Source organism: Nocardia pseudovaccinii, from assembly GCF_050942345.1.
Classification (GTDB): domain Bacteria; phylum Actinomycetota; class Actinomycetes; order Mycobacteriales; family Mycobacteriaceae; genus Nocardia; species Nocardia pseudovaccinii.
The window spans coordinates 1,980,110-2,000,255 of the sequence record NZ_CP192074.1 but is presented as its reverse complement, the minus strand read 5'-3'; the positions used below and the strand labels follow the sequence as shown (position 1 = coordinate 2,000,255).

At 66.8% G+C, this 20,146-nt stretch carries 21 protein-coding genes; 13 read left to right on the top strand and 8 right to left on the bottom strand.

The features are described from left to right. Window positions 1–200: 200 nt before the first annotated feature. The 3 genes from ACQPZ2_RS09030 (at window position 201) to ACQPZ2_RS09020 (ending at window position 3,603) form a co-directional block, all read left to right on the top strand. Entirely contained in the window at window positions 201–1,130 is a 930-nt protein-coding gene (locus tag ACQPZ2_RS09030; protein WP_433525134.1) for a TauD/TfdA dioxygenase family protein, read from the top strand. A gap of 133 nt (window positions 1,131–1,263) precedes the next feature. Continuing rightward, window positions 1,264–2,472 carry a CaiB/BaiF CoA transferase family protein gene (locus ACQPZ2_RS09025; protein WP_433525133.1) on the top strand — a complete coding sequence of 403 codons (1,209 nt, stop codon included), beginning with the start codon at window positions 1,264–1,266 and terminating at the stop codon, window positions 2,470–2,472. A 222-nt stretch (window positions 2,473–2,694) separates the two neighbouring features. Further along, window positions 2,695–3,603, top strand: coding sequence for a hydroxymethylglutaryl-CoA lyase (locus ACQPZ2_RS09020; protein WP_433525132.1), 909 nt, complete (start codon window positions 2,695–2,697; stop codon window positions 3,601–3,603). Window positions 3,604–3,671: 68 nt separating this feature from the next. Here ACQPZ2_RS09020 and ACQPZ2_RS09015 read toward each other — a convergent pair whose 3' ends face one another. Then, window positions 3,672–4,529: a GNAT family N-acetyltransferase gene (locus tag ACQPZ2_RS09015; protein WP_433525131.1), complete on the bottom strand. Its 858-nt coding sequence runs from the start codon at window positions 4,527–4,529 to the stop codon at window positions 3,672–3,674. A gap of 65 nt (window positions 4,530–4,594) precedes the next feature. Next, on the bottom strand, window positions 4,595–4,936 hold the full coding sequence (locus ACQPZ2_RS09010) for a hypothetical protein (RefSeq protein ID WP_433525130.1): 342 nt from the start codon (window positions 4,934–4,936) through the stop codon (window positions 4,595–4,597). A gap of 227 nt (window positions 4,937–5,163) precedes the next feature. On the opposite strand from ACQPZ2_RS09010, the gene ACQPZ2_RS09005 reads away from it, so the two are divergent. Then, complete coding sequence (locus tag ACQPZ2_RS09005; protein WP_433525129.1) at window positions 5,164–5,646, top strand: hypothetical protein; 483 nt, start codon at window positions 5,164–5,166, stop codon at window positions 5,644–5,646. A 51-nt stretch (window positions 5,647–5,697) separates the two neighbouring features. Here the strand turns inward: ACQPZ2_RS09005 and ACQPZ2_RS09000 are convergent, their stop codons facing one another. Both ACQPZ2_RS09000 and ACQPZ2_RS08995 read right to left on the bottom strand, forming a co-directional pair. Continuing rightward, a complete protein-coding gene (locus tag ACQPZ2_RS09000; protein WP_433525128.1) occupies window positions 5,698–6,819 on the bottom strand; it encodes an acyl-CoA dehydrogenase family protein in 1,122 nt (373 codons plus the stop codon). Between the two features lie 9 nt (window positions 6,820–6,828). Next, entirely contained in the window at window positions 6,829–8,001 is a 1,173-nt protein-coding gene (locus ACQPZ2_RS08995) for an acyl-CoA dehydrogenase family protein (protein WP_433525127.1), read from the bottom strand. A 218-nt stretch (window positions 8,002–8,219) separates the two neighbouring features. Here ACQPZ2_RS08995 and ACQPZ2_RS08990 point away from each other — a divergent pair, with 218 nt between their 5' ends. Continuing rightward, window positions 8,220–8,981 carry a hypothetical protein gene (locus tag ACQPZ2_RS08990; protein WP_433525126.1) on the top strand — a complete coding sequence of 254 codons (762 nt, stop codon included), beginning with the start codon at window positions 8,220–8,222 and terminating at the stop codon, window positions 8,979–8,981. Between the two features lie 4 nt (window positions 8,982–8,985). Here ACQPZ2_RS08990 and ACQPZ2_RS08985 read toward each other — a convergent pair whose 3' ends face one another. After that, complete coding sequence (locus tag ACQPZ2_RS08985) at window positions 8,986–10,122, bottom strand: epoxide hydrolase family protein (RefSeq protein ID WP_433525125.1); 1,137 nt, start codon at window positions 10,120–10,122, stop codon at window positions 8,986–8,988. A gap of 89 nt (window positions 10,123–10,211) precedes the next feature. Between ACQPZ2_RS08985 and ACQPZ2_RS08980 the strand changes: the two genes are divergently transcribed. After that, window positions 10,212–11,171 carry a helix-turn-helix transcriptional regulator gene (locus ACQPZ2_RS08980; RefSeq protein WP_433525124.1) on the top strand — a complete coding sequence of 320 codons (960 nt, stop codon included), beginning with the start codon at window positions 10,212–10,214 and terminating at the stop codon, window positions 11,169–11,171. A 57-nt stretch (window positions 11,172–11,228) separates the two neighbouring features. Next, on the top strand, window positions 11,229–11,558 hold the full coding sequence (locus ACQPZ2_RS08975; RefSeq protein WP_433525123.1) for an MmcQ/YjbR family DNA-binding protein: 330 nt from the start codon (window positions 11,229–11,231) through the stop codon (window positions 11,556–11,558). A 9-nt stretch (window positions 11,559–11,567) separates the two neighbouring features. Here ACQPZ2_RS08975 and ACQPZ2_RS08970 read toward each other — a convergent pair whose 3' ends face one another. Continuing rightward, window positions 11,568–12,458 (bottom strand): SMP-30/gluconolactonase/LRE family protein, encoded by an 891-nt coding sequence (locus ACQPZ2_RS08970; RefSeq protein WP_433525122.1) that lies wholly within the window; start codon window positions 12,456–12,458, stop codon window positions 11,568–11,570. 146 nt (window positions 12,459–12,604) lie between these two features. Here ACQPZ2_RS08970 and ACQPZ2_RS08965 point away from each other — a divergent pair, with 146 nt between their 5' ends. The 5 genes from ACQPZ2_RS08965 (at window position 12,605) to ACQPZ2_RS08945 (ending at window position 16,540) form a co-directional block, all read left to right on the top strand. Then, window positions 12,605–13,327: an alpha/beta hydrolase gene (locus ACQPZ2_RS08965; RefSeq protein WP_433525121.1), complete on the top strand. Its 723-nt coding sequence runs from the start codon at window positions 12,605–12,607 to the stop codon at window positions 13,325–13,327. Window positions 13,328–13,374: 47 nt separating this feature from the next. Then, on the top strand, window positions 13,375–13,752 hold the full coding sequence (locus tag ACQPZ2_RS08960; RefSeq protein ID WP_433525120.1) for a hypothetical protein: 378 nt from the start codon (window positions 13,375–13,377) through the stop codon (window positions 13,750–13,752). Continuing rightward, entirely contained in the window at window positions 13,745–15,043 is a 1,299-nt protein-coding gene (locus ACQPZ2_RS08955) for a WXG100 family type VII secretion target (protein WP_433525119.1), read from the top strand. The genes ACQPZ2_RS08960 and ACQPZ2_RS08955 overlap by 8 nt, the downstream gene beginning before the upstream one ends. Beyond that, window positions 15,025–15,894 (top strand): ESX secretion-associated protein EspG, encoded by an 870-nt coding sequence (locus ACQPZ2_RS08950; protein ID WP_433525118.1) that lies wholly within the window; start codon window positions 15,025–15,027, stop codon window positions 15,892–15,894. Before ACQPZ2_RS08955 ends, ACQPZ2_RS08950 begins: the two co-directional genes overlap by 19 nt. 169 nt (window positions 15,895–16,063) lie before the next feature. After that, window positions 16,064–16,540, top strand: a complete 477-nt coding sequence (locus tag ACQPZ2_RS08945; protein ID WP_433527368.1) for a gamma carbonic anhydrase family protein — start codon at window positions 16,064–16,066, stop codon at window positions 16,538–16,540. Between the two features lie 18 nt (window positions 16,541–16,558). Here the strand turns inward: ACQPZ2_RS08945 and ACQPZ2_RS08940 are convergent, their stop codons facing one another. Together ACQPZ2_RS08940 and ACQPZ2_RS08935 are read right to left on the bottom strand one after the other, a co-directional pair. Beyond that, the gene (locus ACQPZ2_RS08940) at window positions 16,559–17,182 is read right to left on the bottom strand and encodes a phosphoribosyltransferase (RefSeq protein WP_433525117.1); all 624 of its coding nucleotides are present in this window, start codon (window positions 17,180–17,182) and stop codon (window positions 16,559–16,561) included. A gap of 208 nt (window positions 17,183–17,390) precedes the next feature. Beyond that, complete coding sequence (locus tag ACQPZ2_RS08935) at window positions 17,391–18,242, bottom strand: carbon-nitrogen hydrolase family protein (RefSeq protein ID WP_433525116.1); 852 nt, start codon at window positions 18,240–18,242, stop codon at window positions 17,391–17,393. A gap of 62 nt (window positions 18,243–18,304) precedes the next feature. Between ACQPZ2_RS08935 and ACQPZ2_RS08930 the strand changes: the two genes are divergently transcribed. Then, a complete protein-coding gene (locus tag ACQPZ2_RS08930) occupies window positions 18,305–20,098 on the top strand; it encodes a DEAD/DEAH box helicase (RefSeq protein WP_433525115.1) in 1,794 nt (597 codons plus the stop codon). Window positions 20,099–20,146 lie beyond the last annotated feature (48 nt).

The following is a 20,146-nucleotide window of genomic DNA, read 5'->3' as shown; positions in this document are numbered from 1 at the left end:
GGCAATCGCCATTTGACTACCGTCGACAAACGCTCGAGAACGCAACCACAGGTCGAATGGCGGGCTCTGCGACACGCCATATAACTCCACCCGGCGGGGCGTGGCGTTGCGATCATGGCGACGAAAACACTGGTCGGCGTGGGTGTTTCGGTGATGTGCTCCAGGAGCATCAACCGATTCAACCCAGCGAAGGTGATCTCATGACGGTCGACTACGCCCAGACAACCGCCACCGTGACCAAAATCGGCGCTCGCATCGGCGCCCAGGTCGACAATGTCCGGCTCGGCGGCGATGTGGACGCGGCAACCGTCGCGGTGATCCGGCGCGCGTTGCTCGAGCACAAGGTCATCTTCTTCCGCGGCCAGGACCATTTGACCGAGGACGGACAGTACGAATTCGCGCAACTGCTCGGCACCCCGACCACCCCGCATCCCACGGTCACCTCGCACGGCGTCAAGAGCCTGGCCATCGACTCGGAGTACGGCCGCGCCAATAGCTGGCACACCGACGTCACCTTCGTCGACCGGATCCCGAAGGCCTCCATCCTGCGCGCGGTCACCCTGCCGATCTACGGCGGCTCCACTACCTGGGCCTCTACCGTCGCCGCCTACGATTCGCTGCCGGAGCCGCTCAAGCGCCTGGCCGAGAGCCTGCGGGCGGTGCACACCAACCTCTACGACTACGCCGCCACAGACGTCAACCGGAGCAACGCGAATACCGACGCCTACCGTGCCGAATTCCAGTCCGACTACTACGAGACCGAGCACCCGGTGGTGCGGGTGCACCCGGAGACAGCTGAGCGCGCCCTGCTGGTCGGGCACTTCGTCAAGCGCTTTGTCGGGGTCTCCACCAGCGAGTCCCAGGCCCTTTTCCGCCTGTTCCAGGACCGGGTGACCCGGCTGGAGAACACCACCCGCTGGAACTGGCAGCCCGGTGACGTCGCCATTTGGGACAACCGCGCCACCCAGCACTACGCCGTCGACGACTACGACAACCAGCCGCGCAAGCTGACCCGGATCACTCTCGCCGGAGATATCCCGGTCGGCATCGACGGCGCCGCGAGCACCTCGCGCCACGGCAATGCCGAGCACTATTCGATCATCGAGGAAGTTTCCCCGCCGGAAGTGTGACGACGATCGCACGGCTGCCGCAGTACGCCGATTGTGCTGCGGCAGTTGAGGGGCCGTGCGGTTGCGGTCTCGGCATACGCCGAGGTACGAGGTCGGGCCGTTGCCGGGCGGCACGATAGTACAGACTGATGCCATGAGTATCAGCCCGCTGGACGGGGTTCGCGTCCTGGAACTCGGCAATTACATCGCCGCGCCGACCGCTGGTCGCATCCTGGGCGATTTCGGTGCCGAGGTCATCAAAGTGGAGCGCCCGAAGGTCGGCGACGAGCTGCGCAACTGGCGACTCTACAGCGGCGATACCTCGATGCTGTACCGCACCATCAACCGGAACAAGAAGTCGATCACGCTGGATCTGCGCACCGAGGCAGGCCGGGGCATCGTCCTGGATCTGCTCCGGCACTGCGATGTGCTGCTGGAGAATTTCCGGCCGGGCATGCTCGAGAAGTGGGGCCTCGGTCCGGAGGTGCTGAACGAAGTCAATCCGGATCTGGTGATCACACGGATCTCGGCTTATGGGCAGACCGGGCCGCTGGCCGCGCGCCCCGGTTTCGCCGCGGTCGCCGAGGCGGTCGGCGGGCTGCGCGAACTCGTCGGTGATCCGGATCGGCCGCCGGTGCGGGTCGGCGTGTCCATCGGTGATTCGATCGCGGGGATCTACGCGGCGTTCGGCACAGTGATGGCGCTGTTCCAGCGGCAACGCACCAACGAGTCGATCCCGCTGGGGGAACGCGTCATCGATGTGGCGCTGAACGAGGCGATCCTGTCGGTGATGGAATCGCTGGTGCCCGACTATCTCGCCTACGGCATCAATCGCGAGCGGGTCGGCGGGCGGATGGAAGGCATCGCGCCGAGCAATGCCTACCCGACCAGCGACGGTGCGAGCATCATCATCGGCGGCAATGGGGATGCCATCTTCCAGCGCTACATGGAGGTGATCGGCCGTCCCGATCTGGCCGCGGATCCGGAACTGCGGGACAACGCCGGACGCTGGCGCAATCGCGAACGGCTCGACGCGTCCATTGCCGAATGGACCGTGCGGCACACTCGCGACGAGGCGCTGAAACTGTTGGAGGCGGCGGCCATTCCGTGCGGCCCCATCTGCACCGCCGCCGATATCGTCGACGACGAGCAATACAAGGCGCGCAATATGATTCAGCCGTTCCCGGTGGATGTCGGTGCGCCGCAACCGAAGACGGTCGGCTTTCCCGGCATCGTGCCGGTGATCGGTGAAAAGTCCCTGCCGATCCGCAATGTCGGACCGGACCTGGGTGAGCACACGCGAGAGGTGCTGTCGGAACTGCTCGGAATGAGTGATGCCGATATCGCCGGATTGGAGGCGTGATGCGCGCCGGTATCGATGGAGTGGAGGCGGTATGACGCGACGGGTATACGGCAGGCGTCGACCGCCGGGGCGCGGTGCACGCGAAGTGAGTGCGCCCGGACACGCGCGCCCGACGGTGCATCCCACCCCGGCCACGAATGAAAAGCCCTGCGGCGGGGTGATGTGCGTGCCGATGCATGTGCGTCAGGCGCCGCCGACCCGGGATGCCCCGGAGGAGGAGTGATGCTACGCGATGTGACCTTGCGCGACGGGCTGCAGTTGACCGGAAAGGTGCTGCCGGTCGAGCGCAAGGTGGATATCGTGCGCCAGCTGCTGGCAGTGGGCGTGCCCGCACTGGAGATCGGGTCGATGGCGCGTCCCGATCTGGTGCCGCCGATGGCCAACACCATGGAACTCATTGCCGCGTTGAGTCCCGAAGAGCTGCAACACTGTTGGATCTGGGTGGCCACGCCGCGCCATGTGGAGAAGGCCGCCGCTGCCGGCGTGCGCAATTTCCAGTACTGCTTCTCCGCATCGGACGCGCACAACAAGGCCAATATCGGCCGCAGCACCGAGGACAGTGTCGCCGCGATGCCGGATGCCGTCCGGTTGGCGCGGGAGTCGGGCGGCGAAATCCAGCTCTGCCTCGCCACCAGCTTCACCTGCCCCTTCGACGGTCCCGTCGATCCCGAGCGAGTTCTGGCCATTGCCAACGACCCGCGCACCGAGGGCGCTTCCGACATCGTCATCGCCGACACCCTCGGCCAGGCCCACCCGACCCAGGTATCGGAGCTGATCTCGGCCGTGCGCGACCGAACCCCGCACCGCCGCATCGTCTTCCACGGTCACGACACCTGGGGCATGGGCGTCGCCAACACCCTCGCCGCCCTGCAGGCCGGAGCAACCATGGTCGACGGCTCCCTCGGCGGCCTCGGCGGCTGCCCGTTCGCCCCCGGCGCCAGCGGCAACACCTCCACCGAAGACATCCTCTTCGCCACCCGCCCCACCTGGTTCACCCCACCGATCCTGGCCACCCTGGTAACCCTCACCGAATCCCTGCTCGCCGACCTCGGCGAACCCAACCGCTCCCGCACCGCCGAAGGCACCCGCTCCAAAGCCTCCGCCTTCGAATGGGTCACCCCCGCCCCCTGACCGCCGCCCAGGCCGTGCGTACCTCGCAAAAGCCACAGCCTCTGCGAGGTCACCAATGCCTATGCCAGCTACTCGCTCAGTGCGGTTGCGGCCGAGGTGAATTGGTAATGCACGAAATCGCGGACGGGTTCGAAGCCGATGGTGCGGTAGATGTGGTTCGCGGTGGAGTTGGCGATGTCGGCGAAGAGGCAGACGTTCAGGTTGTTCCAGCGCAGGGTGCGGGATAGGTGGGCGGTGAGGATGCCAGCGTAGCCGTTGCCGCGGTGGGCGGGTGGGGTGTAGACGGGGCCGATTCGCGACCAGCCGAAGACCGGGACCTGGTGCGCGGCAAGGGAGACGGGCTCGCCGTCGCGTTCCCACAGCCACCAGCGACCGGTCGCGATCCGGTTCCGGATGGCGATGGCGGTCAGGGCCGGCGGCGGCATACCGGATTCGAGGCGCATTGCTTCGGCCCATTCGACGCACAGCCCGACATCGGAATCGGTTGCGCGACGGGCCGATCCGGCGGCCTTCGGAAAGTTCAGGTCCGCGAGCCGGTAGAGGCGGGTCGTGTACACCTCCCGGTAGCCGACACCGTGCCGTTTGCCCCAGCGCTCGGCGAATTCGGTGGCATCCGCGGTCGCGCCCTCGACCCCGCCCGCATCCGCGGCGACCTCGGCCATCGCATCGGCAGCGGGCACAACACTTCCCTCGGGCAACTCACCGAGATACACCCCGCGTCCGGCCGCACGCATGGCAACGCCGATCACCGTCGCGTCGTCGTCGTGGACGGACAGGAACCGCGAGCGGTCGGCATCGACCTGCATGCCCGTCACGTGATTGGCGATGCCCGTGGTGATCACCGTGTGCCGCAACGGATCACGTCGCAGAAACGGCTCGGTCAGCGACCGGAACCGTGCGGCATCGGCGGTGATCTCGATCCTCATGCCGAATTACGCTAGAGCCCGAAAGCCCTGCGCGCTCTCGATTTTCCGCGCCGCCGCGGCACGGTTCAGCTGGTTCGATCCGCGCGTAGCTTCAACAGCACCAGACCAGCTGTGCACGCCAGAATCAGTCCGGCGACAGTGATTTCGACGTGCAGTCCGGCGATGCCGAGCACGGCTCCGACGATGCCGCCGATGAAAATCAGCCAGGCCGTTATCCGCGACAAAATCGTGGACAGGGTGCGCACTGGCGGGTTCGACACGACTTGCTGCGAAGTTTCCGGGGCGGCCGATTCGTCGGCCGTGGCGGAGGCTCGCAACGGAGTTGTCGAGTAAGCTCCCATCATCAACTCCTCGATGACGCCGATCAGAGTATTGCCGTCGCCCGGTTTCCACCGCGCGTCTCTCATCTAGGTACTGGCGTCTCACGCGTAACTTTGATCACACACGCTACGGCCCCGGAACGGGGTTCGACCACGACACGTGCCCGCGACACGCCGAAGAGATCAATTCGATATCTGAGTCACCACTGTTTAATTCACGCTGGCACCGCACGTGCGCAAGCGTGCGCTCGTCTGGCCGGGTCGACCGGCCTCGATTATTGTGAGCTCACTCGAACGGACGAGGAGTGTTACCGATGGAGAGCAGCAGGGCCAAGATCGCCGGTCCGGTAATCGCCGCGGGCGCGGTCTCTCTCGGACTCGTTCTCATCGGCGCCTGCGGAATCGGCAAGCACGACACCTACGTCGCACCTCCGCCGATCAAATCCGCCAATGACGACGCCGTCCCGGCCGTGCGCTACGGCACCAGCACCTCGGCGGCGCCGAAGGTGTTCATCCCGCCGTCGCCGAGCTGGCAGGTCGCGCGCCCGGGACCGCCACGCAAGTCGGTCGATTTCACCGTTCCACCGTCGGCCCTGCCGGAATCCACGACGCGAGGGCCACAGAGCTCCCCGTCGTTCGCCGCCCCGACAGCCGTACCGTCACCCGCTTTCACCACCGAGATCGAGCTGCCGCCGACCACCCAGCCGCGTCCTGCCGTCGACCCGACCATCGAAGAGCCGCCGACGACGCGCCGCGTGCCGACGGCCACCTCGCCGGGCCTCAGCGACGACGAATAGCAAAACGGCGGCGCGTACCTCGTACGCGCCGCCGTTCGGAACTACCGGACCCTACAGCTCCGGCAGGTCGTAGTCACCGATCTGCGCACTGAGCACCCGCAGATGCTCCAGCCCGCCGCCGAGCGTGCGCTCGATCGCGGTGAGCCGTGCGACATAATGGCTCACCGGATACTCCGCGGTGACGCCGATGCCGCCGTGCATCTGGATCGCCTCCTGGCCGATATGCCGAGCCGACCGGCCGACCTGCAGCCGAGCCCGCGACGCGACGACAGGGTCGTCGGCGCCATCGGCCAGCGACGCATTCGCGTAGAGGCTCATGCTGCGTGCCAGTTCCAGCGAGACGTACATATTCGCCGCCCGCTGAGTCAGCGTCTGGAACTTCGACAGCGTGACGCCGAACTGCTTGCGCGTCTTCAGATAATCCGTCGTCAGCCGCAGCGCCTCCTCCATCGCACCGATGGACTCCGCGCACAGCGCGGCCTGGGCGTGCCCGATCGTGATCTGCACCGCCTCGGCGGCGTCGATATTGTCACCGAGCAATTCGCCTGGGACGTTGTCGAATTCGATCTGCGCGCCGCGCTGACCGTCGAGCGTCCGGTACGCCTTGCGCTGCACCCCGGCGGCATCCACCAGGAACAATCCGATGCCGCCGGTCGGCAGCACCGCGCTGACCACGAGCTCATCGGCGCTGTCGCCGTGCGGAACCGGATTCTTCAGACCCGTCAGCACCCACGAATCCCCCTGCTGCACAGCGGTGGTCGCGAGTTCGGTGGACGGCCAGCGCACGCCGGGCTCGGCATGCGCGAACGCCAGCAGTTTGGTGCCACCGGTCACCTCGGGCAGAATCCGCTGCCGCTGTTCGGCACTGCCGACCCGCGCGACCAGGCCGCCCGGCACCAGCACCGCATCCAGCAGCGGTTCGGGTGCGAGTCTGCGCCCGATCTCCTCGAGCACGACCATGGTCTCCACCGGACCGGCGCCGACGCCGCCGTCCTCCTCCGTGAAGCTCAGGCCGAGCACGCCGAGTTCGGCCAGCTGGTTCCAGACATCGCGGCTCCAGCCGAGTTCGGTGTCGGTGACCTTCAGGCGGGTCTCGGGATCGTAGTTGCGGGCGAGCAGGTCGCGAACCGTGTCCCGCAGCATGACCTGTTCATCGGTGAGTTCGAAATCCATGGCGGCGCCTCACAATCCGAGGATCGTGGAGGCGATGATGGTGCGCTGCACCTCGCTGGAGCCTCCGTAGATGGTGGTCTTGCGGTAGTTCAGATAGCTGGGGCCGCTGCGCTGTGCCCAACCGGGCGAGGCGATATCGTCGGCGTCGACCGGGAGTGCGTCCTGGCCCGCGATATCGAGCAGCAGCTCGGTCGTGGCCTGCTGCAGTTCGGAACCGCGCAGCTTGAGCACCGACGAGGCCGGATTCGGCTTACCGTCCGAGGAGTTCGAGACCACGCGCAACTGGGTCAGTTCCAGTGCGAGCAGTTCGTTCTCCAGTTCGGCGATGCGCGCGGCGAAGACCGGATCCTCGAGCAGGGTGCCCGAACCCGACTTGGTCTGGCGCGCGTAATCCTTCGCGACGCAGAGCTTGACCTTGGTACGACCGACACCGGTGATGCCGGTGCGCTCGTTGCCGAGCAGGAATTTCGCGTAGCTCCAGCCCTGGTTCTCCTCGCCGACCAGCTGATCGGCGGGCACCCGCACATTCTCGAAGAAGACCTCGTTGACCTCGTAACCACCGTCGATCAGCTTGATCGGGCGAATGGTGACGCCGGGAGACTTCACATCGAACAGCAGGAAGGAAATGCCCGCCTGCTTCTTCGGTGCGTTCGGATCGGTGCGGACAAGGCAGAAGATCCAGTCCGCGTACTGGCCGAGCGTGGTCCAGATCTTCTGGCCGTTGACGATGTAGGAGTCACCGTCGCGCACCGCGGTGGTGCGCAGCGAGGCCAGATCGGATCCGGCGTCGGGCTCGGAGAAGCCCTGACACCACCAGATATCCAGCGCGGCCGTCGGCGGCAGGAAGCGCTCCTTGATCTCCTGCGAGCCGAATTGCGCGATCACCGGGCCGACCATCTGGGCGTTGAACGTCAGCGGCTCGGGCACCGAGGCCAGCTGCATTTCGTCCTGCCAGATATGGCGCTGAATCGGCGTCCAGTCCTTGCCGCCCCAGGCGACCGGCCAGTTCGGCACGGCCAGACGGTTGTCGTTGAGGATCTTGTGCGAAGTGACGATGTCCTCGCGGGACAGTTCGTGGCCGTATTTGACGCGGTCACGGATGTCTGCGGGGATCTCGGTCCGGTAGAAGTTCCGCAGCTCGTCGCGGAAGCCCACCTCGTCGGGCGTCAGACTTAGTTTCATACACATCTCCCGGTGTGTCTCGTACGTCCGCGTCAAACCTACCCCCCGGTAATCTCTCACTGTCGAGTGGGTCACAAGGGCGGATCGGGTATGTGTCGCGAGTCGGCCTCAGCGGCCGGTGCGGTTGGTTGTGAGTCCCTGGGCGGCGTAAGCGACGAACTGGTACGTTGCTGCACGTGGGGCGGGGCTATCCCGGTGTTCGGTATCGAGGAGAACGAGTGAACGGCAGATCCATCGCACGCGCCGCCGCGGCAGTGACCTCTCTCGGCATCGGCGCGGTCCTGGCCCTCACCGGTACGGCGGTCGCCGAGCCATCCACCGTCGATACCGGACTCGAACAGCTCACCACCGACGCCGGATCCGATCCGGCCGCACAGGCGGGCGTCGGCGCGCTCAGCCAGTTCACGAAGCTGGTGGATATCGCCGAGCTGCGCAATGTCTCGGCCGCCTTCACCCCGTTCGCCTATGCCGCGCCGACCTTCGGCTGCGGCAGCATCGGCCCGGTCACCACGATCATCGCGGCGGCCTCCACCGACGGCTCCAACCCCAATGGCGCCGCGGACCCGCTGCCCGGCACCCTGCGGTTCAGCGCGACGCCCGCGCATTCGGGCGCACCGCTGTCCTCCGGGCTCGTCGTGGCCTGGCTGAACGTCAATACCGGTGCGAGCGGCCTCACCACGCTCGACGACCGGACCGAATACAACACGCCGACGCTGTCGAAGACCGTGACCAGTGGTCCCGGCACGGTCATCGCCTCCATGTGGGGCATGATCGACTACCCGTTCGCGCACTGCCTGATGACGCCGACGGTCGGGACGTTCTACGTTCCAGATCGTCCGGTGCTGCCGCCGGCACCGGCGCCCGAGGGCGCCGCACCGGCACCGGCACAGCCCGCCTCGACTCAGGAACCGGTGGCGCCCGCCGTCCCGAACCACGCGGACTCCGTATCACGGGACGAAATCGCGCACCAGAACAACTGATCGCTCAAGCCACCTTGCCGAAGAACGCCCGGATATCGGCGACGTGCATATCCGGCAGTTCCATCGGCACGAAGTGGTTTCCGGTATTGCCTTCGGGCCAGTGCGCGATGGTGTTGTCGCGCTCGGCGAGCCGCAGCATGAGTGCGGAACCGCCCGCATAGACGCCCGTCGGTACCGCCTTTTGGCCGGTAGGCCAGACGAATCCGCCGTCGCCGAGTCCGTTGTACATCGGCCAGGACGACGTCCCCGCGGTGTTGGTGAACCAGTACAGGCTGATGTTGGTCAGCAGATGATCGCGGTCCATGACGTCCTCGGCCAGTTCGGCCAACGGAGTGAACTCGTTGAATTTCTGCATCAGCCAGGCGAGCAGGCCCACCGGCGAATCAGTCCAGGCATGCGCGAAAGTCTGTGGCGCGGCACGCAATAGCACGTGGTGGTTCACTCCGCCCGACATCCAGCCCTGCATCTGATCCCATTCCGCGCGTTCCTCCGGCGTCATGGTCGGCACGTCGGCCTCGGTCGGCATGCCGATACCGCCATCGATATGCACACCTACCACGCGATCCGGTGCGATACGGGCGATTTCGGGTGCCACGTAGGCCCCGAGATCGCCGCCCTGGGTGCCATAGCGCTGGTAGCCGAGCCGGTCCATCAGCTCGGCCCACATCTGCGCCACCCGACGCACCGTCATCCCGGTCTCCTTCGGCCCCTCGGAGAATACGAAACCGGGCACCGACGGGACCACCACGTGGAACGCCTCCGCCGGATCGAGTCCGTGGGCGCGCGGATCGGCCAGCAGACCAATGGTTTTGGTGAATTCGACGAACGAATTGGGCCAGCCGTGGGTCAGGATCAGCGGCAACGCATCCGGTTCGGGCGAACGCACATGCAGGAAATGCACGTCCAGGCCGTCGATTTCGGTGACGAACTGGGGGAACTCGTTCAACGCCGCCTCCTGTGCCCGCCAGTCGAATCCGGTTCGCCAGTACTCCGCCAGCTCCCGCAGATAGTCGACCGGGACACCGCGCTCCCAGCCCTTGCCCGGCAGTTGCGCCGACCAGCGGGTGCGGGCCAGCCGGTCGATCAGATCGTCGATATCGGCCTGCGGAATGTCGATGCGGAAGGGGCGAATCTCGTTCATCGGGTTTCCTCCTAGCTCTTGGGTACGGCAACTACGTTAGGAGCCAACTAGGACAATCCAAGTCCTAGTTATCTGGAATCCTGAAAATCATGAACGACACCCCCGCCCGCCTGCTGCGGCTGCTCTCCCTGTTGCAGACACCACGGGAATGGCCGGGCAGCGAACTCGCCGATCGGCTCGGCGTCACCGACCGCACCGTACGCCGCGATATCGACCGGCTGCGCGAACTCGGTTATCCGGTCGAGGCGACAATGGGCGCGACGGGCGGTTACCGGCTCGTCGCCGGTACCGCGATGCCGCCGCTGCTGGTCGATGACGATGAGGCGGTCGCCATCGCGGTGGGGCTGCGCGCCGCCGCCGGATCGGCCATCGTCGGCATCGAGGAGGCCTCGGTCCGCGCACTGGCCAAGCTGGAACAGGTGTTGCCCACCAAATTGCGCCGCAGGGTGCGGGTGCTCGGCACCGCCCTGATGCCGCACACCGACGACGCCCCGGCGGTCGATCCCGAGGTGCTGACCGCGCTGGCCGCGGCCGTAACCAACAGGGAGCGGGTACGTTTCGCGTATCGGGGCGAATCCGGTGCCGAAACCCGTCGCCATGTCGAACCGGTCGGGCTGGTGCCGTCACGGCGCCGCTGGTATCTCGTCGGCCACGATGTGGACCGCGACGACTGGCGCATCTTCCGAGTCGATCGCATCGACCGACCGCAGCCCACCGGAGCCCGCTATAGCCCGCGAGCGCTACCCGCGGCGGATCCGGCCGCCTATGTGGCGGGTCGCCGAACCGATTGGGGCACGCCGTCCTTCCGCGTCCGCGTGACGATCCAGGCCCCGATCGGCCGGGTCGCGGGCCGTCTCGGCGACTCCCCCGGCGATATCGCACCCATCGACGACGACTCCTGCCGACTGGACGCCACCCGCGACGACGACCCGACCTGGTTGGCATACCGCCTGATCGAACTCGGCGCGGACTTCCGAGTCCACGAGCCGCCCGTCCTGGTGGAGCGGTTGCGCACGATCGCGTCCCGCATAACCGACGCCGTCACTTGATGGCCGACGAAGCGATGTGCACGATAGGAGTCCGATTTCCGAACCGGAGGCTGAACCGTGCTCGACGCCGACGACGTGCGCCGCATCGCGTTGTCCTTTCCCAAAACTGTGGAGAAGGAACGCTGGAACCATCCCACCTTCGATGTGGCGGGCAAAATGTTCGTCACCATCCCTGACGATCAGACCTCGTTCGCCATCCGCTGCCCCCGACACGATCGCGCAGAACTCATCGCCGCCGAGCCGGACAAGTTCTGGGTCCCGCCGCACGAGGCCTCCTCGTCCTGGGTCCGGGCCCGGCTGTCCGCCGTGGAAGATATCGACGAGCTGTGCGACATCCTGCTGGATTCCTGGCGTCAGGCCGCGCCCCCCGAACTCGTCGAGGACTGACAGATTCGCTCAGTGCGGCAAGCGGATCCGCAGGATCGTACCGCTCTCGGTACCGGCGATGAGTTCGTCGGAACGGCCGGGCACGGCGACCACCGATGTCATCGGTTCGCCGGTCAGCACCGCGCATGCGGTATTCGCGCTCGGATCGACCCGAACCAACTGGCCGGTCAAGGTGGTCACGTAGAGCACACCCGCGTCATCGATGACCAAGTCGTCTGCGAAATCCGGAATTCCGGGTGACACCGTCAAGTCGGCGATCACGGCGACGCGGTCCGGGTCATCGATCGGGAAGCGCACGATCCGGCCGAGCGGATTGCCGTTCATGCTCAGGTAGATCGAACCATCCCGCACCACAATCCCATTGGCGCCGGTGTACTTCGCCCGCGCGGTCCAGTCCGCGTCGACGCCGCCGTCCGGACGGATCCGGATCACGCCGAGGCTGGAGGCGACGTACAGGTTGCCCTGCGTATCGAAGGCGGCACCGTTTGGCATGGTGAATCCGGAGGCGAATACCGCTGGCCTTGGATCGTTGGGGTCGAAGCGCAACACGCCACCTGGACGCACCACGCTCGTCGGTGATACGCCGAAGACGACATAGAGCAGTCCGTCCGGGCCGAGCCGAATCGCGCCCGGGAATTCGACCGGCACCGTCGCGGTCAACCGGCCCGCGCTGTCGTAGCGCTGCACCTCATTGCGGTACAGCCGCGATACCCACAGGCTGCCCTGCGCGTCGTACCCCACGTTCTCCGACCAGTCGAGCACCGGCAGACCGGCGGGCACGGCCGTCGCCGACTGGGCCTGCGCGCATGCCGCGACCGCACCCGGCTGGGGCTCGGCCATGGCGGCCGACGCATCCACACCGGCACAACTCAGCGCGAATGCGGCGACCCACACTCGCACGTTCGGACGATAGGGCTTCCTCAAAGCGAACCTCGACTCTCTTGCCCGACCCTCGGCCGGGAGTCTATCCACTTTGTCAGTTATGAACTCACCAGTAGTTATGTCAGGAACTCGACTCCAACTCAGTGAGTTGCCAGTATTTACGGATGCCTTTCTTCGACGGCGCGCGGGGCCGGATGCACTATCGGCGATGGCCGGTCGGCAACCCGACGGCAGTTGCCGTGCTCTTGCCCGGAATGGGCCAGCACAGCGGTCACTATCACCGCTTCGCTCGCATCCCGAAATCCGCCGGGATCGAGGTGTGGGCGCTGGACACCGCGGGGCACGGGTTGAGCGAGGGCGATCCGAATAATCCCGGCACGCTGGTGGAACTGGTGGCCGATGCGATGCAGCTGATCGAGCTGGTCCGCGCGGAACTACCGGGTACGCCGCTGATCCTGATGGGCCACTCGCTCGGGGCCGTCACCGCCCTGGGCATCCTCGGCGCGGCGGTGCCGGATCAGACCAGTGCGGCCGACGACTTGCACGGACTCGAGGCCAAGTACCCGCTGCAGCCGAGCCTGCCGCCGAGCGAGCTGATCGGGTTGGTGCTGTCCGGGGTGCCGAAGCGAGCACTCGGTGGCGGCGCACCCGGTGCACCCGGCACGCCGTTGCCGAGCACCCTGCCCATCCTCGCGGTGCACGGCATCGAGGATCGACGGGCGCCGATCGATGCGATGAAAGTCTGGACTCGCCGCCACGATTGGGTAAGTTTGCGTGAGTACGCCGACGCCGGGCACGACCTGTTGCACGAGCCGGTGCACGCGCGGGTCGCTGCCGACATCGCGGACTGGATGCAGGGTGTCGTCGTGGGGTTGGCGCACCGGTGAGTTGATCACGGCTGCGCGGGCAGCACGACGAGGAAGGGGGCGGCGAGATGTCGGACGTGACAACTCTGAATCAAGCGATCGACGACGGCCAGCTCTGGATCGATGGGGTACTGGTCGCCGAAGGTGCGCACGAACAGTGCGCCAAGCGCTATGAACAACTCGCCGATGAGGTCGATGCGCAGATCGCCGTATTGGGCGGGGCCACTTCACTTCCCGGCTTCGGCGGCTTCGATTCCGGTGCGGCGCTGCGGCGCGGATTCGAAGACAAGGCCGACGGCGCGATCACCCGATTGCGCGCATACGCCGACGCCGCGCGGGCGCTCGCGCAGACCTTCCGCGCGGCCGGAGCCGCGTACGCCCAAGCCGATACGGAGCTGGCAGCCGCGGTCGGTCGGGTCGAGGTGGCGGGAGCCGCGCATGCGTAAGATGCCGCACTCCGGTGAGAAGACGCCCATTCGGTATGCCGACCCCAGTTATACGGACCCCAACTACGCGCAGAGCGTCGAAATCTTCGACAACCTGTCGCATCGGGAAATCCACGACGGTGTCCAGCTGATGAATCCGGTTGTCCTCGCCGCCGGACAGCAAGCGTGGCACGGCAGTTCGACCGGGCTCGCCACCGCAGTCGAGCAGGCGCACAGCGAGATTCGGGCCGCGATGGCCGACGGTTGGCGCGGTGCCGCGGCGGATTCCGCCGCCGACGCGGTGCGCGAATTCGAGCGGCAGGGACAGCAACTCGCGGATGTCATGGCCGCGGTGGGTCAGCGGCTCGGCCAAGCGGGCGATGCCGCCGAGGCACTGCGCGCGGCCGTTGTCGAACCATCCAGCCAGACAACGGATCTGGCTGGCGCACTGCTGGATCCGGCCAGGGCGACCGAGAACACCGCCACCCAGAAATCCGCCGACGGCAGCCGTCAGGATGTGGTGCAGGCGATGGACAGCATCTACACGAATGTGTTCATCTCGACCGGCTCCGGTGTGCCCGCCTTCCCGGACGCGGTGAGCGCCGATGTGCCGCAGCCGTCCGACACCACACCGGCCGCGCAGGTGGCCACGCTGCCTGTGCTCGACACCGGTACGCAAACCCTCACCACCCCAACGATTTCGACCACCGCGCCGGTGCCGACCACACCGCACACCACCGTTGAGCCAGCCGCCGCGACGACCCAACCAGCGGCTGCGCAGACCACCGTCACACCGGTGAGCACCGCTGCCGACACCGCACCTGCCGCAGCCAAACCCGTTGTGCCGACGACAGATTCCCCCGCATCGACCACACCCGCCGCAGCCACCACACCGGCGACCACACCGGATCGCCCCATGCGACCGGGTACCGCCGCGCCGGTGACCACCGCCGCGTCCACCTCGGTGGTCGCCCCGACCGTTCCCGGCACCTCGAACACCGACGACGAACGCAAACGCGATGAGCGCAAACGCGATGCGAGTGGCGACGCCATCAACGGCGTCGGCGCGGGCGCGGTCGGCGGACTCATGGGCGGCGCCATGGTCGCGGGTGACAGCCCGCGCTCCGGCATGAGCACCAGCGCGGCCGCCGCCCGCGCCCAGGCCCGCGAAGAGGACGAGTACGAGGACGATTACCACTTCTTCGACGACGATCTGACCTTCCTGGAACCGGCCGATGACGGCGGTGAGCTGATCGGCGATATGGATCCGACGACACCCCCGGTGGTCGGCGAATGGACCGAGCTGGAGTGAACTGGACGCTGACCCCGGACCAGTTCGCCATGGCCTGGGCCCGCACCGATGGCGACCGCATCCCCTACCCGCTCGCCGTGCGCCTCTCGGCTCGCGACACCGCCGAGCGCGCCGCGCAACTCCCCGCCCTGCATCGTTGGTGCGACGAGACTCTCGACGCCGATCTGGAGGGGGCACTGCGGGTGCTCGCACGCCCCACCGTGCGCATCGAGGTCATCGGGGAGCGCGGTTCGGCAGGGTCGTCGGCGGTCGATGGCGGGCCGAACGGCACGGTCGAGGCGACGGGTTTGGTCGAACAGACCGGTCCCGTAGTCGCGCAGCCGGGCGTCGCGGCCGAATCGCGTCCGGTGCGTGTACTCGGTGCGATCGCGGGGGATATCGCGGTGGTCGCGGCGCAACGTGCGGGTGCGACCACCGATCGCGGCGGCGATATCCGCCTGTTCGTCGATCGCGTGAAAAACCTTTCCGCACGGATTATTTCGGTGCTACCGGAGAATTCCCCCGGCACCGCACCGCAACTGACCGCACCGCTGGCCCGAGTCACCGAGGACAGCCGGGATCTGGTGACCGTGCCGGTGGCCGGACCTACCATGCCGACCCGGATTCGCAAGCTGCTCAGGCAATCTCGCGACGGCATCGGCCAGATCGTGGTGTCGGTGCGCCGAGCCGACGGCGAGTTGCGTCCGTTCGGCGTGCTGTGCTGGATCGACGTGATCGACGACGGCAGATACTCGGTGCGCACCGGGGTCGATGTCGATATCGTGCCGGTCACCGCGCAGCGGTTCACCGCACAGCTGCGGCCGATGGTCAACGCGGCCGAACGCACCCTCGCCTTGGCCGAACGCTGGTGAAGTTTGCCTACGTGACAACTGATTTCGCAAGCACATGGGTAACTCGTCGGGTACGCCCAAAAATTTGCGACAACTAGACCGCCAGCCCGCGACGAAACCGTCTGCCCACACGACGACCGGCAAAAGGCCCGGGGAGGCGGGGGAGCCCCGGGTCGATCCGACCGCGTTCATCGCGCCGACCGCGACCCTGATCGGCGATGTGCGCGTCGAGGCGGGCGCGTCCATCTGGTACGGCGCGGTGCTGCGCGCGGACCTGGCGCCGATCACCATTCGGGAACGTGCCAATGTCCAGGACAATGCGGTCCTGCACGTGCCGCCGGATGTGCCGATGGACATCGGCCCCGGCGCGACCATCGCCCACAGCGTGGTCTTCCACGGCGCGTCGGTCGGTGCGGAGGCCATTGTCGGCAATGGCAGCACGGTCCTCGACCTGGCCGAAATCGGCGCGGGCACAATGATCGCCGCGCACTCCCTGGTCCCGCCGCACGCCAAGATCCCCGCGGGCGTACTCGCCGCCGGTTCCCCCGCCGAGGTCAAGAAGTCCATCGAGGGCACCCAGGCCGAAGGCTGGGTCGAACTCAATCCGGGCTTCTACACCGAACTCGGCCAGCGCCACCGCAAGGGCATCACCGAAGTCCAGTCCTGACCCAGACGACGAGGCATCTCATGCAAGGAGCGCGGTGACCTCGTCGTCGTCCAGTTGATGGAAGTCGCGGTACGCCATTCCGACACCGCCGAGCGAGCGCGGCACCCACGGGCAGACCACCTCATCCGCCTCGGTGGCCGCCCGGCGCAACGCCTCGGTGGACGACACCGGCACCGCGACCACGATCCGCGTCGGCTGGTGCAGTTGGGCGACCCGGCAGGCGACGGCCATCGTCGCCCCGGTCGCCATGCCGTCGTCCACGATCACCGTGGTGCGGCCGGAGATCGGGATCGGCTTGGCATCACCGCGCCACATCTCGCGTCGGCGCTCGAGTTCGGCGCGTTCCGCATCCTCGATCGCGGCGAGCTGCCGCGTCGTTATCCCGGTGTGCGACAACACATCCTGATTGAGCACCCGGATCCCTTCCTCGCCGATCGCGCCCATCGCCAGCTCCGGCTGCCACGGCACACCGAGCTTGCGGACCAGCATGATGTCGAGATCGCCCCCGATGATTTCGCACACCGCGGCCGCCACCGGAACCCCGCCGCGGGGTAGTCCGAGCACCAGCGGTTGCATCGCACGCAGGTGGCCGAGTTCCAAACCCAGCGCGCGACCGGCCGCTGTCCGATCGGAGTAGATCATCAATTCGAACGCTACCGCATTGTGCGCCGGGTCACCGCAACTTATACTTCCGTGGTTCGATACTCGCCGCCGGGCAGGCGGAGAGGCTAAACGCTTGTGGAGCTGACGTAAGACTCGGATCCGTCCCAGCTGTCGGCTGTGAAGCAAGAACCCGTCGAGGGCAGCGCGAGCTGCCGGTAGAAGTGTCCGACACAGTCGGACATGGATGTCAATCCGGTGCGCGCTCGGTGATCGAGAACCGACGCAAGATCAAACTCGGGTTAGCTGTGCGCACCGCGACCAAGTGATCGAAGTCGATGGCCGCGGTGAGTACGCCGGGTTCGTCGCCGAGTTCGGCGAGGACGACACCGGTCGGATCGATGATCATCGATGCGCCCGCACCCCGTGGTGCGCACTGATCGGCGGCGGCCACATAGACGGTGTTCTCGATGGCACGCGCGCGCAGCAGCGTCGTCCACTGATCCACCTTCGCCGGACCGGGGATCCACTGCGCGGGCAGTACCAGCACCTGGGCTCCGGCGGCCGCGACGCGACGGCAGCCTTCCGGGAAACGGAGATCGAAACAGGTCTGCATGCCGAATGTCACAGCACCGACCGTGAAGGTCGCCGGGGCCTCGATCGCACCCGCCTCGACGACATCGGATTCGACATATCCGAACGCGTCGTAGAGATGCACCTTGCGGTACTTCGTCACCAGGTTCGCGTCGGGTCCGAGCACGACGAGGGTATTGCGGATCCGCCCGGCCGCCGCCACCTGCTCCACCGTTCCGGCGACCAGATACACCCCGAATTCGCGCGCGATTTCACCGAGACCGGTGACGAACGGGCCGGTCAGCGGTTCGGCGACGGCCACGACCCGCTCGTCGAGCCGGGTCACGGCAAACATCGAGTATTCGGGCGCTACCACCACCTTCGCACCCCGTTCCGAGGCCGCGCGAACGTGCGCGCGCAGGGTTTCGAGATTGCCGGACGGATCGGTTCCCGGCGCGAATTGGACCACCGCCACAGCCACCGCCGACGACTCCGGATCGTGATGCACGGACACGTTTTCGGGTTGCATACGTCTCACCGTATTGGCCCGGTGGCCGGGACGACCACCGCGAGGCAGTAAACTGCTGGTCAATGAGTACCAATCAGGTCGACAGCGTTCCTGGCGACAACGACAGGGACAACGACGGCCCGACCTTCGCCGATCTCGGCATCGATGACCGCGTCCTCGCGGCCATCGCCGATGTGGGCTATGAGTCGCCGTCTCCCATCCAGGCGGCAACCATTCCACCGCTGCTCGAAGGCGCCGATGTGGTCGGGCTGGCCCAGACCGGCACCGGCAAAACCGCGGCATTCGCCATCCCGATCCTCATGGGTATCGAGGCGACCGGCAAACTTCCGCGCGCCCTCGTGCTTGCCCCGACGCGCGAGCTGGCGATCCAGGTCGCCGAGGCGTTCGGCCGCTACGCCACCCATATCCCCGGACTGCATGTGCTGCCGATCTACGGCGGCCAGGCCTACGGCGTCCAGCTCTCCGGCCTGCGCCGCGGCGCGCACGTCGTGGTCGGCACGCCGGGCCGGGTGATCGATCATCTGGAGAAGGGCACGCTCGACCTGTCGCAGCTGCAGTATCTGGTGCTCGACGAGGCCGACGAGATGCTGAAGATGGGGTTCCAGGAGGATGTCGAGCGCATCCTCGCCGACACCCCCCGCGAGAAGCAGGTCGCACTGTTCTCGGCGACCATGCCCTCGGCGATCCGGAACATCTCCAAGAAGTATCTGCGCGATCCGGTCGAGATCACGGTCAAGTCGAAGACCTCGACCAATACCAACATCACCCAGCGCTGGGTGCAGGTCTCCCATCAGCGCAAGCTCGACGCACTCACCCGGATCCTCGAGGTCGAGTCGTTCGAGGCGATGATCCTGTTCGTGCGCACCAAGCAGGCCACCGAGGAACTGGCCGAAAAGCTGCGCTCGCGCGGTTTCTCCGCCGCGGCGATCAATGGCGATATCGCGCAGAACCAGCGTGAACGCACCATCGGCCAGCTGAAGTCCGGTGCACTCGACATCCTGGTCGCCACCGATGTCGCCGCGCGCGGTCTCGATGTGGACCGGATCTCGCATGTGGTCAACTACGACATTCCGCACGACACCGAGTCCTATGTGCACCGCATCGGCCGCACCGGCCGGGCCGGGCGCAGCGGTCAGGCACTGCTGTTCGTCGCGCCGCGGGAACGTCATCTGCTCAAGTCGATCGAGCGCGCCACCCGGCATCCGCTGACCGAAATGCAGCTGCCCAGCGTCGATGATGTGAACACCCAGCGCGTCGCCAAATTCGGCGATTCGATCACCGAGAACCTCAGCTCGACGAATCTGGCGCTGTTCCGCAAGCTCATCGAGGACTACGAGCGCGAGCACAACATTCCCCTGGTGGATATCGCGGCGGCGCTGGCGGTCAGCGGCTACGACGGCGACAACTTCTTCATGGAGCCCGAGCCGGAGCCGGTCGAACGCCCGCAGCGCGACCGCATGCCGCGCGGGGATCGGCCCGCCCGCCGGTTCGAGGGCGAGGATCGCGGCCCATCGCATCACCGCGGGACCGGAGCCGAATTGGCGACCTACCGAATCAGCGTCGGCAAGCGGCACCGGGTGGTACCCGGCGCGATCGTCGGCGCCATCGCCAATGAGGGCGGACTGCGCCGCAGCGATTTCGGCCATATCAGCATCCGTCCGGACCACAGCCTGGTCGAACTGCCCGCCGACCTATCCTCGGAGACGCTGGATGCGTTGCGGCGCACCAGGATCAGCGGCCAGCTGATCCAGTTGCAGCTGGATTCCGGTCCGCCCGGCGGACGTCCGTTCCGCGCCGGACCGCGTCGCGATCGCGACGGCGGCAAGCGACCGGAACGGCGTAAGCCACGCTCCTGAACCGGGGAGGGGTAAACCAAGGTCAACGCGGCTAGCTACAGTGTTGCC